Here is a 14,967-nt window from a genome sequence, read left to right as displayed (position 1 = left end):
CAAGTTTATTTCAGTGGCCCCTTCACACGAGGGCAATGGCATTTTACACTCCTGCCGAAGAAGCGTAAATCTATAATTTCATTTGTAATTTTATTACTACAAGAGGTCAGTATGGCACCAAAAGTATTCTATATCTCCGATGGGACAGCGATCACAGCTGAAGTTTTTGGACATGCAGTTCTCTCGCAATTTCCATTAGAATTTGAGTCACTTACAATTCCATTTGTCGAAACGTTAACAAAAGCAGAGCAAGTTAAGCGGCAAATAAATGATTGTTTTATTACAACAGGTGAACGACCTTTAGTGTTCCATTCCATCGTAAAAGCCGAAATTCGTGACATCATCTACTCCAGTGAAGGATTAGATTATGATTTTTTAAATACTTTTGTGGCACCACTTGAGCAACATTTAGGCGTTAGCGCCTCTCCGGTTTTACATAGAACCCATAGCAAGGCGAATCACGGCTATGAGGCCCGCATCGATGCGATCAATTTTGCCATGGATAATGATGATGGTCAGACCATGAAACACATGGATCAAGCCGATTTAATTTTGCTGGGTGTTTCTCGCTGCGGTAAAACCCCATCGAGCTTATATTTGTCGATGCAATTTGGTATTAAGGCCGCAAACTACCCTTTTACTGAAGATGATATGGACAACCTTAAATTACCCGAAGACCTTAAACGCAATAAGAAAAAACTATTTGGTTTGACAATTGACCCTGTGCGTTTACATGAAATCCGCCAGAGCCGTATGGAAAACAGCCGTTATTCATCTTTAAAGCAATGCCGCTTAGAGGTGAAAGAAGTGGAAATGATGTTTAAGCGTGAACGTATTCCTTATATAGACACGACCAATCATTCTGTGGAAGAAATAGCCACTAAGATATTAGATGTCACAGGGCTAGAACGTCATATGTTCTAAAACAATAGCGTCGTAACTCTCTGGCTCTTTTAGGCTAAATAGGCCTAACTTAAATCAAATTCATTGCACAGATGCCGAGAATTAGCACAATTGACACTGTGCAACTCGGCTCGATTCGTTATAATCCGAAACAATCCGGCGAAAAGCGCCGCCTGCAAGCTCGGTATTTTGAATGACCATTAAAACTGACGAATTACGTACAACCTTATTAGCTAAAGTCATCTCACCTGCACAACTGGCATCTGAGTATCCCTTAACCCAAGATGCAGCCGATTACCTTGTTCAACAGCGTCGTGAGGTTGAAGCGATCATCATGGGCGAAGATCAACGTCTACTGGTGATCATCGGCCCATGTTCAATCCATGATACCAAAGCCGCCCTCGACTACGCCCAACGTTTAGCGGTCCTGCATCAAGAATTAAAAGACGATTTGTGTATCTTAATGCGCGTCTATTTTGAAAAACCACGCACGATTGTCGGCTGGAAAGGGCTTATTTCAGATCCTGATCTGGACGGTACTTTTGAGCCAAACAAAGGCCTGCGTATTGCTCGCCAATTATTACAGCAAATCACAGAGCTAAAATTACCCATCGCCACTGAGTTTTTAGATATGGTGAATGGTCAATACATTGCCGATTTAATTACCTGGGGCGCCATTGGCGCACGCACCACAGAAAGCCAAGTCCACAGAGAAATGGCTTCAGCCCTGTCTTGCCCCGTTGGCTTTAAAAATGGCACCGATGGGAATATCAATATTGCCGTGGATGCCGTTCGTGCCGCTAAAGTGCCACATGTATTCTATTCACCGGACAAAGACGGCGCCATGTCGGTATATCGCACCCATGGTAATCCATTCGGACATATTATTCTTCGCGGTGGTAAAAAACCTAATTATCACGCCCAAGATATTGAAGAAGTGCGTTTAAAGCTAGAATCTGTGGATGTCACTCCGCGTATGGTTGTGGATTTTAGCCACGGAAACAGCGAGAAAAATCATCTCAAGCAATTAACCGTTGCTGAGTCGATCATGGCGCAAATGCGCGCAGGCAGCACAGCGATCGCCGGGATTATGGCCGAAAGTTTCTTACAGGAAGGTAATCAAAAAGTGGTTGACGGCCAAGCCCTATGTTACGGCAAAAGTATTACCGATGCCTGCTTACACTGGGATGACTCTGAAAAACTACTACGGGATCTGGCTAAAGCTTCCCGTGACAGACGTGAATTGCTGAAGTCTGGCGGAAAATAAATAGCCGAACGACTCAACCATAAAAGGCTTCCTTTGGGGAGCCTTTTGCTTATATCACAAGGCCATAATTGTTATGGCCTAAGTGATTCTATGATCCGAGGACAAAACTCACTATAATTTTGCCTCTTTAAAAATGCATAACCTCAGGTTGCCGTATGCCCAATTCACCCGATACTTCTAGTCCAACGTTCCCAGATGCCATAGCGCACAGAATTAATCAATCCGAAGCCCGTGTCATTAAGGCCGTTTTTCCTTCCATCACTAATCATCACAATACGTTATTTGGTGGTGAAGCATTAGCATGGATGGATGAAACCGCCTTTATTGCCGCCACCCGCTTCTGCCGAAAAGCACTAGTAACGGTCAGTTCAGACAGAATTGATTTTAAGAAACCTATTCCAGCTGGCACCTTAGCCGAGCTTATTGCTCGAGTGATCCATGTTGGTAATACCTCATTAAAAGTCGAGGTAAACATCTTCGTTGAAGATATGTACCATGATCATCGAGAGCATGCCATTCGCGGTGTATTCACCTTTGTTGCGGTAGACGAACAACGAAACCCAACACAGGTCTGGACGACAGAATAATATTTAAGCAGTAAAATAGTGTACTTGAGCCGCTAAATAAGGTTTATCTCATACTCAAGTACGCGACAGTTTTTGCGCAAAAATCTCTAAGCTAAAGTATAACAACCAGAAACATATAAAAATTTTGTCGCAGTTCTTGTATAAAGCAATAGGATCCCTGATTACTTTTCTGTTACATTGGATTTAATCTTCACGCGCCACATAGATAATCATAAAAGCCATGAAGCAAGAAAACTTAAATATTATTATCGCAGACGATCATCCATTGTTCAGAAATGCACTACGTCAAGCACTGAGCAGTGCCTTTGAGCAGGCCCAATGGTATGAAGCCGACAGTGCAGAAGCTCTACAATCGGTTTTGGACGCACACAATGTAAGCTACGACTTAGTCTTACTCGACTTACAAATGCCCGGCTCGCACGGCTATTCGACACTGATCCATTTACGTTCTCACTATCCTGAGCTTCCCGTTGTGGTGATTTCTGCCCATGAGGATATCAATACGATTAGCCGAGCAATCCATTACGGCAGCAGCGGGTTTATTCCCAAATCTGCATCGATGGAAATGCTAAAAGAAGCGCTGAGCGCAGTATTATTTGGTGATATTTGGCTACCCGCAGGTACCGAAATCATTCCCATTGAAGATGATGATATCGACAAAATGGCAAGTAAACTCTCGGATCTTACTCCCCAGCAATATAAAGTGCTGCAAATGTTTGCCGAAGGTTTACTCAATAAGCAGATTGCCTATGACTTAGGGGTATCTGAAGCCACCATTAAGGCCCATGCCACTGCTATCTTTAGAAAATTAGGCGTTCGCAACCGTACTCAGGCAGTTATTGCACTCGCCCAGCTAGAGATGGATAGAGTGGATTTATCTTAATTTCTGACATTTTGCTAGGGCTGAGAATGTTCCATAAAAATGCCGCTGAAATCAGCGGCATTTTTGTGTCCCGAAAGAAAAAAATTAACGCATCGGTAGATTTTTATCGGCAAACATCTCATCGATAAGCTGTTGATCCCTTAACGCTACGGCTTTTTCAACCACATCGCGGGTCAAATGTGGTGCAAAGTGCTGAATAAAATCATACATATAACTGCGTAAGAAACTCCCCTTTCTAAAACCTATTTTGGTCGTACTGTGAGTAAATAAATGACCCGCATCAATAGCGACTAAATCCTTATCCACATTAGGATCAATTGCCATAGATGCAATCACTCCCACACCTAACCCTAAACGCACATAGGTTTTCAGAACATCGGCACTGGTCGCGCTAAAAACCACTCGCGGCTCTAAATTGGCACGATTAAATGCCTTTTCAATTTCAGAGGCGCGGTCAAAACCAAATACATAGGTAACTAAAGGAAAACGCGCTAAATCTTCAATCGTAATTTTTTGAGTACGTGTAGCCAGAGGATGATCTTTGGGTACGACAACCGAACGATTCCAATGGTAACAAGGCAACATAATCAGATCGGAATACAAATGCATGGCTTCTGTCGCAATAGCAAAATCCGCATCGCCTCGCGCTGCTTGCTCACTTATCTGCGACGGCGTACCTTGATGCATATGCAAATTGACTTTAGGGTAACGATCAATAAATTGGCGGATTATGGTCGGTAAGGCGTAACGGGCCTGAGTATCTGTCGTCGCGATATTTAACTCACCTTGATCCGGCTTAGTGTATTCCTCGGAGACTTTTTTAATGCTTTCTACTTTGCCTAAAATATCGTTAGCAATATTAATCACCTGTTGCCCTGCTGGGGTAACATGAGTTAAATGTTTACCACTACGGCCAAAGATTTGGATCCCCAATTCGTCTTCTAACATACGAACTTGTTTACTGATCCCAGGTTGAGAGGTATACAAATTTTCAGCGGTTGCCGACACATTGAGATTGTGTTTTACGACCTCGGCAATATACCTGAGTTGTTGCAGTTTCATCTTATATCCTTGTCTCAAACACGCTGAATATTGTCGAACACTGAGTCCCAAAATCACACTCAGCTATAATCAATTGTTATAGTATATAGTAAAAATTAAAGCAAATAGGAATATAGAACACAACTCTAAAGATTCATACGACAGAAATGATAACCTAGGCTAAGATAACTATGCTAGTTTATTGATTTATTGTAGCATTAGCTCAATTGGATAAATAATGGAACATCTATGACATTCACCTTTGTTCTGATCCTCATCGGTGCACTTTTACTGCTTGTTATCGGAATTAACGTTATACAACAACAAAAAGAGCGTGCTGAGGCGGAGCGCCGCATTGAATTTGCTCGTCAACGCGCCATTATCGATGAAACAGAAACGGTATTATCCAATACGGGGATGATACCTTGCAGTACACACATTATTCTGGTTCTGTATCGTCGGGTACAAGATGCATTAGAAATTGCCACAACCTTAAGCGCAAGCCAACAACAGGCGGATTATCAACGTCGTCTTGCCGATCTCAAAAGCCAAATTGCCACATTGCAATCTAGCTCTGCTCAAGTTCCTCCCATTGAGAATTTTAGATTGCCCGATAATGACAAACAAATTTTAGTCCTAGTACAAACCTTAAAGAAATTAAAAGCAATATTACGCGCTGAACATAATAAAGGTAGAGTCGATCCGGGCGTGTTTGCCCAGGAAGAAAATCGCATCGATAGCTTACAACTTAGGATCAATGTTGACTCTATGCTGTCCCGTGCTCGTGCTGCAAGCTTTATGAAGCAATATGGCTCCTCCAAACAAATGGTCACCAAAGCCTTGGCAACGCTACATGCTATTAAAGCCCAAACCCCTAATGACCCGTTTATTGGTCGTAAAGTCGATGAGGCAAAGTTCCTATTAGATGAAATTATGGGAGCACAAAAACAATCAGAGCCAAGCGCACCAAAACCGAAAAACGAAGAAGACGATATCGATATGTTGTTTCAGCCGAAAAAGAAGTGGTAACCTTGCTTTCGTTTCGAGCTTATGTTCAATCATTACAGATAAAATCTTGATATAACAGCAATGAAAGCCAATAAAAAGCCAAGTTTTAATAACTTGGCTTTTTATTGGCGGGGAAATCTGACTATTTATATAGCTACAATCGTACTCACTATCTGTTCGTTGAGAGGCTCAGATATAGTGTGATAACAACTAATTAGCGTTAACTTGTGAGCTATACCTTAGATGGTTAAGCATACTCACAATGCAAGACTGTGAATATGCTTTATTATTTCATATCAAACAGTTAAGCCTTCTTCGCTTTTTTAACTGTCGACTCACTCACCCACTTACCATTGATATAATGCGCCGACCAACCTGTCGCTTTACCATCAACTTCAGTAGCAACATATTGCTCTTTTGTCTTACGGCTAAATTTCACAGCAGCCTTATTACCTTCATCGTCACAGATTGGTGCATCAGCAAGATACTGGTACTTAGGCCACAGCAATTCACGGTATTTCACTAATTCTTCCACTAATGGCGCTCTCGTTTCCCGTGATTTAGGGAACGTACTGGCTGCGAGGAAAATACCTGCTGCACCATCACGCAAGACAAAATGCGCATCGGATTTACTGCACTTGAGTTCAGGCAAGTAGATTGGATCTTCTTTTGGTGGTGCCGCCTCGCCATTTTTAAGTAACTTACGAGTGTTTTTACATTCTTCGTTAGTACAACCAAAATATTTACCAAAACGGCCGTTTTTCAATTCCATATCATGCCCACAACGATCGCACTCAATCAGCGGACCTTCATAACCTTTGATCTTAAACTGACCTTCTTCGACTTCATACCCTTCACAAATGGGGTTATTACCACAAACATGCAATTTACGTTTTTCATCAATCAGATAGTTATCCATGGCTGTGCCACAAATACTACAACGATGCTTAGCACGCAGTGCATCGGTTTCCGCATCTTCGCTGTTTTCGCTGATCGCCTCAACGCCAGGCGTTAAGTTCATTGTGGTTTTACAGCGCTCTTTAGGCGGTAACTCATAGCCAGAGCAACCAAGGAATACGCCTGTTGTACCGGTACGGATCCCCATTGGACGACCACAGGTTGGACATTTGATATTCGTCATCACCATTTGGTTTAGACGCATACCGCCGTCTTCAGGATCGCGCTCTGCTTTTTCTAATTGCTTGGTAAAGTCAGCGTAGAAACCATCGAGCACTTTCTTCCAATCGAGCTCACCACGGGCCACATCGTCTAAGGTCTGTTCCATGCTGGCGGTAAAATCATAGCTCATTAGATCAGCAAAATTACCGACTAACCGTTCGCTAACGATCTCACCCATTTTTTCAGCATAAAAACGACGGTTTTCCACTTTGACGTAACCACGTTCTTGAATCGTCGAAATAATGGTCGCGTAGGTAGATGGACGACCAATACCACGCTTTTCTAACTCTTTAACTAAAGACGCTTCGCTATATCGTGCAGGCGGCTTAGTAAAATGTTGTTTCGGTTGTAATTCATTTAATGAAAGCACGTCACCTTGGTTAACAAACGGTAAGGTGTTGTCCTCTTCATTTTTCTTCTTGAGCGCAGTTTGTACCCGTGTCCAACCGTCAAAGCGCAGGGTTCGACCCGTGGCTTTTAATTCGTAATCGCCCGCTTTAACGGTTAATTTGGTTGCATCATATTGGGCTGGTGTCATCTGACAAGAAACAAACTGGCGCCAAATGAGTTCATACAAGCGCTGGGCGTCACGTTCCATATCGGTTAGCGCAGCGGCCTCGACGTGGACATTTGAGGGACGAATAGCTTCATGAGCCTCCTGTGCACCTTCCTTTGAACCATAACGAATAGCTTCAGCAGGTAGATACTTGGCGCCGAACTCTTTGCCAATCATATCACGCACATTTTCTAGCGCTTCTTGACTCAAATTCGTTGAGTCGGTACGCATATAAGTGATATGGCCCGCTTCGTACAAACGCTGTGCCATCATCATCGTTTTCTTAACACCAAAACCTAAGCGTGTACTGGCAGCCTGCTGCAAAGTCGACGTAATAAAAGGCGCTGATGGCTTACTTTGTGTCGCTTTATCTTCGCGGGAAATGACTTTAAAGCTAGCTGAAGATAAGGCCTGCACTGCCGCTAAGGCTTGTTGCTCATTGATTGGTTCAAAAGCAGAATCTAAATACTTAACCACCTCCATCCGCAGCGCTTCTTGTGCGGGTGTGGTTAGCTGTGCATGTACATCCCAAAATTCTTCAGGAACAAAGGCTTTGATTTCGCTTTCACGTTCCACCACTAAACGCACGGCAACTGACTGCACTCGTCCGGCAGACAAACCGCGAGCGACTTTTTTCCATAAAAGCGGCGAAACCATAAAACCCACAACTCTGTCTAAAAAGCGACGGGCTTGTTGGGCATTGACCATGTTAGTGTCGAGTGTTGACGGCTTACTAAAAGCATCCTGAATCGCAGACTTAGTTATCTCGTTGAAAACAACTCGTTGATACCGTGAAGGATCGCCGCCAATCACCTCTTGCAAATGCCAGGCGATAGCTTCTCCCTCACGGTCTAAGTCGGTTGCGAGATAGATTTGGTCAGCAGAATCGGCTAATGCCTGTAACTCTTTAACGACCTTTTCTTTACCCGGCAAAATTTGATACTTAGCCGCCCAACCCTTTTCAGGGTTTACGCCCATACGAGACACTAGCGCTTGCTGATCTTTCACCTTTTTATATTGAGCTTTTTCTTCTGGCGACATCTTCTTAACTTCGGCAGCGGATTTAACCTTTTCATTGCCTTCTGACGTCGATGATGTAGGCAGATCACGGATGTGACCTACGCTCGATTTAACGATGAATTCTTTGCCAAGATATTTATTAATAGTCTTAGCTTTGGCCGGTGATTCGACAATAACTAGCGATTTACCCATAGTTTAATTTGCGCCAAAAAATCTCAAGAAGGTGGAAATTGGCACCATATATAGAGGGTTGTACTGATAGTTTCAAGTTAATCCCTCTTTTATATGTACCAGCGAGTCACTTTTTAATCAAAGTTGAAAAAATGTAAAAATATAATATGCGTAATTAAAAACTAATATTTCATTATTTGCCAGCAAGCAAGAAATAGTTATGCATTTATCGTCAAAAAGTCGCTTTGAGCACAAAACCGTCCGCTTGTGCACTCGAAAAGCTTCAGTATACTGAGTCCCCTCAGGGACCAGATGAACAAATAATAACTTTCCCTATCACAAGGATAAGCAATGAAGCACTTTGAAGCGAATTTTGATGGACTCGTTGGACCAACACACAATTACGCAGGGTTGTCTTTTGGCAATGTCGCCTCACTTAGCAATGCCGCCTTAGTTTCCAACCCCAAAGCTGCTGCAAAACAAGGACTCCAAAAAGCCAAAGCACTGGCCGATATGGGCATGGTTCAAGGAATATTAGCCCCTCAAGAGCGCCCAGACCTCTACACATTGCGCCGAATTGGTTTTTCAGGTTCAGATGCAAATGTAATACAACAAGCCGCTAAAGAGGTACCAGCACTACTGAACGCCTGTTGCAGTGCCTCCAGCATGTGGACGGCTAATGCCGCAACGGTTTCCCCCAGCGCAGACACCCGCGACGGCAAACTGCATTTTACCCCAGCAAATTTGGTCGATAAGCTACATCGCAGCATCGAACCCATTACAACGGGGCGCATCTTAACAGCAACTTTCAGCGATCCCCACTATTTTCATCACCATAATCACTTGCCTGAACATAATAGCTTCGGTGACGAAGGCGCAGCAAACCACACTCGCCTTTGCCAAGAATACGGGTATGCTGGCGTTGAACTGTTTGTTTATGGACAAGAAGCGACTAATCCGAACGCACCTAAACCGCAAAAATATCCTGCCAGACAAACTTTAGAAGCGTCAATGGCAATCGCGCGTTTACATCAGCTTGAAGAAGATAACTGCGTCTTCATCCAGCAAAACCCTGATGTCATTGACCAAGGTGTATTCCATAACGATGTTATCGCTGTCGGTAACCAAAATGTGCTTTTCTATCATGAGCAAGCATTTTTAAATACCCAGAGTAAAATCGATGAAATCAAACGAAAGATGGACACTGAGCTATATTTCATTGAAGTGCCAACGGCAAAAGTCGCGATTAAGGATGCAGTGAAAAGTTATTTATTCAATACGCAAATTATCACGCTACCCTCAGGCGAAATGGCCATTATTGCCCCAACCGATTGCCAAGAAAATCCTGCCGTATTTGCTTATTTAAATGAGTTATTAACGTTAAATACGCCAATCAAGCAAATCCTTTACTTTGATGTTAAGCAAAGCATGCAAAATGGGGGAGGCCCCGCCTGTTTGCGCTTACGTGTTGCCATGAATGAAACAGAAGTTACCGCGGTCAATCAACATACCCTAATGAATGATGCCTTATTCACCCGCTTAAATTCTTGGGTAGAAAAACATTACCGTGACAAATTAACCACCCAAGATTTAGCCGATCCGCAACTGATTATTGAATCACGTACCGCGCTGGATGAACTTACACAGATCATGAAACTAGGCAGTGTTTACCAGTTCCAGAGGTAGGTTTAAATGGTCCTAATGTTTAGCAGTGCGTCATAATAAACCTCGACTTTAAAATAAAAAGAGCACCCTAAGTGCTCTTTTTACGAGGATATAAACATTCAAAGTTAGTTAATTTTAATTGGAATAGAAAGCACCGAAGTAACTAACCCACCTGGTGTTTCAACCTCAACAATAAAGGTACCTGTATTAGGCTGTTCTTCACCTTTGAGTGTCACGCTAAACTCACGTCCCGCATTATAGTTACTACTTGGCCAAATATATTGAGCGGTACTTGCAACAGAACCCGCACTCGCTTTAAATCTAACAACACTACCTGCAGGCATTTGCTGGTTATGTAAGTCAGATATAGTGAAGTAAACAGTAGCAGCACCTTTGCCAACAATATCAATGCTTTGATCTTTACTTATACTGTAACTATCATCGATAAGCACATCGCTTATAGGCGTTGCATAAGCTGTACTACCTGACATGACTAAAACTAAACTACCTCTAACATAGAGAGATTTAGAATTTGTAATTCCATCAGCACAGGCTGCATGTGCAGGCTCAGAGCAAAGTACACCATTATATTTGTCATCTTTTACATCAAAAACACCATTGGAATTAAAATCGATTAACTCTTCTAATTCTCCACCAATTTGCCCACCTGCTTGCTGAGGATTAAAAAAGCCATCTTCGTTATAATCATTAAAAGCATCATCCAAATCAAATGGCTTACCGCTAACATCTTTTTGAGTTAAAAAAGCTGTCACTTCAGAAGAGTCAAAGCGGCCGTTACCATTTAGATCTGGAAAGGATTCTTCGCCAATCGCAGTAGCAGTAATAGTTGCCCTACCACCATATTTTTGGCCATAGTAATTACCTAAGTTAGGTGCGAGAGTTGCAACAGGATTGCGAATTAATGCGCCTGTAGCGTCAATAAGGGACTGTCCTGCAGGCCTAGTCAACTGACTGGTCCAAACGACACTACAAGTACCTTTAACTGTCTGACAAGCATCTTCAATTGAACCACCTTCAGTGGTAAAGGAGACTGTTGTTCCATCTGGTACAGGGTTATTGAATGCATCAGCCAAGCGTGCGGTAACAGTAACTTTAGTACCATCAACATCCCAGCCTTCTGCATTCAAGACTGTTGCCGAAAGCGAAAAGCTGTCTTGATCAGGTATCCCTGTAGAGATAATTAGCTGACTTGATTGACTTGAAATAACTGGCGAAGAACCTGCGATAGCGCCTGTAACCCTTACCGAAGTAGCAACAGTCCCCGTTCTTACAACTGTCTGAACAATACCTTGATTGTTAGTCGTCGCACTTGATGGGTCAAGCACTATGCCTCCTGTCGTGGTGTTCAAACTAAAGTTTACTAACTGGTTACTTACCGGATTACTATTTGTATCAAGTACCTTAAATTTGACTTCAGAAGATTCTGAGCCACCGGTTCCTAAAATGGCGATATTTTGCGGTGTCGCAGACATAAATATAATGCTTCCCACGCTAGCAGGAAGCACTTTAATAGTGCCTGTAGCAGAAAGATTTAATCCACCTGCGTTAGCAGTCACATTAATAGGGTCATCTCCGACACAGCCCTTTGCAAGATAAGTTGTTGTGGCAACACCATTCACAGAAGGTACGGGTGAACTTATTATTGCTTCTGGTGATGATTTAGTTGAACAAGCCGAGGAAAAATTAACATCAACAGGTTGAGTAAAGGGCTTACCTTGATCGTCCTGAATCACAACAGAAATAGTCGCGGTACCACCTGCGGTTAAATCACTAGTACTAACACTTGCTTTACCAGCAACAAAAGGACTTCCACTACCCATGACAACATTTGTAGCACCTACAACCACTACTGTACTACCTTTTTCACCACTTGCTAAAGAGGCAACAATAGTTCCTGCACCTAAAGTATTACCTGCATAGATATCAACACTTGCTGTGCCCTGACTATTTGTCACCGCAGTTTTAATTGGGAGGTCTCCAATATCATTATCAAAAGTGACTATCGTAGGTTTATTAATACCCGTAATAGTTGCAGTCAACTTACCAGGATTCAAAGACGTAATTGTTTGAATGGGCAAACCAGTTGCATCAGTTAAAGCTAAGTTAACCTGTGCTCCACCGCCAGCTTCTCCGCCATCTCCTTTCATAACAAAACCAATTTTACCGGACTCTCCGGTGTCAACTTTGCCTGTGACGGTACCAGCCCCAGCAATAGTTGCAGTATTTAAAATAATAGTCGCAACACCCTCACTATTCGTTAATGCCGTTGCTGCACTAGGATCAAAGGACCCAATGTTGGAATTGCTCAGTGTAAAGGTCACTAGTTCACCAGCCAAAGCACCTAGCTTTGAATCAACAACTTTGGCTGATACTTCTGCAGGCGCTAAAGCAGAGATGTCTGCATTAGAAATGCTAAGGGTGACAGTAACTACACCTGGCGTCGGGGTAGAACCGCCACCATCATCGGAAATACTGCCTCCACCACCACATGCGACTAAAAAAAGTGAACATAATCCTACAAGAAAAACCTTATACGCTGACTTCATTGTCAGGCTCCCTGTTACTCAGATGATAATACCAAGATTGACGCTTATAACTTATAGGACAACATTACACAATTTTCACGGAAATTACTCACCGATAAATTATTTTATTTAACAATGTGCACATAAACTTAACGTTAAATCTCATTTCATCTTGTGCATTTTCTTGTTAGGCTTGTTAACGCCAAAAATAGAAAGTACAAAAAACACACAGGAACCCCCATGGCAACCTCGCTTAAAAATAAACTCGGTCTCACAAGTAAAATTCTGCTAGGTATGGCAAGCGGTATTTTATTTGGGCTTTTACTTCGTAATTTTTTCCCAGAAAGCGCTTTCGTTAAAGATTATATAACTGAAGGTTTTTTGCATGTTGTCGGCACTATTTTTATCTCTAGCTTAAAAATGTTAGTGGTACCTTTAGTGTTTATTTCTCTGGTTTGTGGGACTTGTTCCCTCAGTGAACCATCAAAACTAGGCCGATTAGGTGGCAAAACATTAGCCTTTTATTTATTTACAACCGCAATTGCTTTAATACTGGCAATTATCAGTGCTGTGGTTGTTCATCCCGGTAGTGCATCATTAGCGACAGAAAAAATGCACTACGTTGCTAAGGATTCACCAGGACTGGCGGATGTATTAATTAGCATAGTGCCAACCAATCCGATGCAAGCTATGAGCGAAGGAAATATGCTACAAATTATTATATTTGCAGTGATTTTCGGCTTTGCCATTGCACATATTGGTGAGCGAGGTAAGCGTATTGCTGTTTTATTTGAAGACCTAAATGAAGTGATAATGCGCGTCGTTACCTTAATTATGCAGTTAGCACCTTACGGTGTATTTGCGCTGATGGGTAAACTGGCATTAACCTTAGGTCTTGAGACTTTTGGAAGCGTAGTAAAGTACTTCTTTGTGGTACTCGTTGTATTGTTAGTCCATGCCTTTGTTGTCTACCCAACTTTACTCAAAATTTTATCGGGGCTAAACCCGTTAATCTTTATTCGCAAGATGCGTGATGTGCAACTCTTTGCATTTTCAACGGCAAGTTCAAATGCAACGCTGCCTATTACAATCGAAGCTTCTGAGCACAGATTAGGTGTTGATAATAAAATAGCCTCTTTCACCCTCCCCCTAGGCGCTACCATCAATATGGATGGCACCGCGATTATGCAAGGTGTAGCGACAGTATTTATCGCCCAAGTATTTGGGATCGAATTAACGCTGACCGATTATGCAGCCGTTGTAGTAACGGCAACACTTGCATCCATTGGGACTGCTGGCGTACCCGGTGTCGGTCTTATCATGTTGGCTATGGTGCTAAATCAAGTGGGTTTACCCGTAGAAGGTATAGCATTAATTATTGGCGTTGATCGCTTACTCGATATGGTGCGTACTGCAGTTAACGTAACGGGTGACTGCGTTGCAACTGTGGTGATTGCAAAATCTGAAGGGGAATTTAACGAGGCGGTGTTTAATGACACTCAAGCGGGAAAAGTTGCCCGAAGTTTTGATGAGCAAGTACATCTACTGGATAACTCGAAAAAATAACCCCATGTTTACGACATAGTGCTTAATAAAAATGCCACAGCTGACTGTGGCGTTTTTATTTATATAACAATAAAGCGTGATGTCCATAAATGTGAACATGCGAATGGAATGAAACTTCATTTCTCGCTACATTAGCTAAAATTTTTTAGTCCCAACACTATGGAGAAATAACATGTGGTGGAGAACCATTTGGATAATTGCCGCTTATTGGCTGCTGAGCGCACATTTTCTACGTTATGATCAACTATATTTAGCTGGCGTATTTGCGCTAGCGCCACTTGGGATATTAATTAAACACAGCCTCATAATGCGGTTACTGCAAGCGGTTTTATTTGTCAGTGTTTTTGCGGTTTGGGGCGTTACCGTCATTGATGCAATACAAATACGAATAGCCCACGGCACACCTTGGATAAGATTAGCGGTGATTATGGGCGCTGTAATGCTATTTACCTTAGGCGCAATCTTCTGTTTTAACGGCATATTGCGACTAAGGAGACAGAAATCCTATTGGGGCACTTCATCCATCCATTAGCGTTAAGCACTCGAATCCCTTTTAAGACAATATATTAGTACTT

11 protein-coding genes are annotated in these 14,967 nt (G+C 42.5%); 8 read left to right on the top strand and 3 right to left on the bottom strand.

All coding sequences use genetic code 11. The features are described from left to right. The first annotated feature begins 111 nt into the window (after positions 1-111). The 4 genes from ppsR (at position 112) to L2744_RS06690 (ending at position 3,640) form a co-directional block, all read left to right on the top strand. Positions 112-924 carry a posphoenolpyruvate synthetase regulatory kinase/phosphorylase PpsR gene (gene ppsR, locus L2744_RS06705; protein ID WP_248991191.1) on the top strand — a complete coding sequence of 271 codons (813 nt, stop codon included), beginning with the start codon at positions 112-114 and terminating at the stop codon, positions 922-924. A gap of 172 nt (positions 925-1,096) precedes the next feature. Then, positions 1,097-2,170: a 3-deoxy-7-phosphoheptulonate synthase gene (locus L2744_RS06700; RefSeq protein WP_248991190.1), complete on the top strand. Its 1,074-nt coding sequence runs from the start codon at positions 1,097-1,099 to the stop codon at positions 2,168-2,170. Positions 2,171-2,325: 155 nt separating this feature from the next. Next, positions 2,326-2,757: an acyl-CoA thioesterase gene (locus tag L2744_RS06695; protein WP_248991189.1), complete on the top strand. Its 432-nt coding sequence runs from the start codon at positions 2,326-2,328 to the stop codon at positions 2,755-2,757. A 220-nt stretch (positions 2,758-2,977) separates the two neighbouring features. Further along, complete coding sequence (locus L2744_RS06690) at positions 2,978-3,640, top strand: response regulator transcription factor (protein ID WP_248991188.1); 663 nt, start codon at positions 2,978-2,980, stop codon at positions 3,638-3,640. 84 nt (positions 3,641-3,724) lie between these two features. On the opposite strand, the gene cysB is transcribed toward L2744_RS06690, so the two are convergent. After that, positions 3,725-4,702 carry an HTH-type transcriptional regulator CysB gene (cysB, locus tag L2744_RS06685; RefSeq protein WP_248991187.1) on the bottom strand — a complete coding sequence of 326 codons (978 nt, stop codon included), beginning with the start codon at positions 4,700-4,702 and terminating at the stop codon, positions 3,725-3,727. 228 nt (positions 4,703-4,930) lie between these two features. Here cysB and zomB point away from each other — a divergent pair, with 228 nt between their 5' ends. Beyond that, positions 4,931-5,710, top strand: a complete 780-nt coding sequence (gene zomB / locus L2744_RS06680; RefSeq protein ID WP_248991186.1) for a flagellar motor control protein ZomB — start codon at positions 4,931-4,933, stop codon at positions 5,708-5,710. A 283-nt stretch (positions 5,711-5,993) separates the two neighbouring features. Here the strand turns inward: zomB and topA are convergent, their stop codons facing one another. Next, entirely contained in the window at positions 5,994-8,636 is a 2,643-nt protein-coding gene (topA, locus tag L2744_RS06675; RefSeq protein WP_248991185.1) for a type I DNA topoisomerase, read from the bottom strand. Positions 8,637-8,966: 330 nt separating this feature from the next. Here topA and astB point away from each other — a divergent pair, with 330 nt between their 5' ends. Next, positions 8,967-10,301, top strand: a complete 1,335-nt coding sequence (gene astB, locus L2744_RS06670; protein WP_248991184.1) for an N-succinylarginine dihydrolase — start codon at positions 8,967-8,969, stop codon at positions 10,299-10,301. Positions 10,302-10,405: 104 nt separating this feature from the next. On the opposite strand, the gene L2744_RS06665 is transcribed toward astB, so the two are convergent. Further along, a complete protein-coding gene (locus tag L2744_RS06665; RefSeq protein ID WP_248991183.1) occupies positions 10,406-12,847 on the bottom strand; it encodes an Ig-like domain-containing protein in 2,442 nt (813 codons plus the stop codon). A gap of 219 nt (positions 12,848-13,066) precedes the next feature. Between L2744_RS06665 and L2744_RS06660 the strand changes: the two genes are divergently transcribed. Together L2744_RS06660 and L2744_RS06655 are read left to right on the top strand one after the other, a co-directional pair. Then, a complete protein-coding gene (locus L2744_RS06660; protein ID WP_248991182.1) occupies positions 13,067-14,392 on the top strand; it encodes a dicarboxylate/amino acid:cation symporter in 1,326 nt (441 codons plus the stop codon). A gap of 172 nt (positions 14,393-14,564) precedes the next feature. Beyond that, entirely contained in the window at positions 14,565-14,924 is a 360-nt protein-coding gene (locus tag L2744_RS06655) for a hypothetical protein (protein ID WP_248991181.1), read from the top strand. Positions 14,925-14,967 lie beyond the last annotated feature (43 nt).

The sequence above is a fragment of the Shewanella profunda genome, from assembly GCF_023283765.1.
GTDB classification, from domain to species: domain Bacteria; phylum Pseudomonadota; class Gammaproteobacteria; order Enterobacterales; family Shewanellaceae; genus Shewanella; species Shewanella profunda.
The sequence above is the reverse complement of the archived record's forward strand: the minus strand, read 5'-3'. Positions and strand labels throughout refer to the sequence as shown.

Bases quoted from the DNA above. Each gene is read 5' to 3' on its own strand.
- ppsR (WP_248991191.1), top strand. From the start codon at position 112: ATGGCACCAAAAGTATTCTATATCTCCGATGGGACAGCGATCACAGCT.
- L2744_RS06700 (WP_248991190.1), top strand. From the start codon at position 1,097: ATGACCATTAAAACTGACGAATTACGTACAACCTTATTAGCTAAAGTC.
- L2744_RS06695 (WP_248991189.1), top strand. From the start codon at position 2,326: ATGCCCAATTCACCCGATACTTCTAGTCCAACGTTCCCAGATGCCATA.
- L2744_RS06690 (WP_248991188.1), top strand. From the start codon at position 2,978: ATGAAGCAAGAAAACTTAAATATTATTATCGCAGACGATCATCCATTG.
- cysB (WP_248991187.1), bottom strand. From the start codon at position 4,702: ATGAAACTGCAACAACTCAGGTATATTGCCGAGGTCGTAAAACACAAT.
- zomB (WP_248991186.1), top strand. From the start codon at position 4,931: ATGACATTCACCTTTGTTCTGATCCTCATCGGTGCACTTTTACTGCTT.
- topA (WP_248991185.1), bottom strand. From the start codon at position 8,636: ATGGGTAAATCGCTAGTTATTGTCGAATCACCGGCCAAAGCTAAGACT.
- astB (WP_248991184.1), top strand. From the start codon at position 8,967: ATGAAGCACTTTGAAGCGAATTTTGATGGACTCGTTGGACCAACACAC.
- L2744_RS06665 (WP_248991183.1), bottom strand. From the start codon at position 12,847: ATGAAGTCAGCGTATAAGGTTTTTCTTGTAGGATTATGTTCACTTTTT.
- L2744_RS06660 (WP_248991182.1), top strand. From the start codon at position 13,067: ATGGCAACCTCGCTTAAAAATAAACTCGGTCTCACAAGTAAAATTCTG.
- L2744_RS06655 (WP_248991181.1), top strand. From the start codon at position 14,565: ATGTGGTGGAGAACCATTTGGATAATTGCCGCTTATTGGCTGCTGAGC.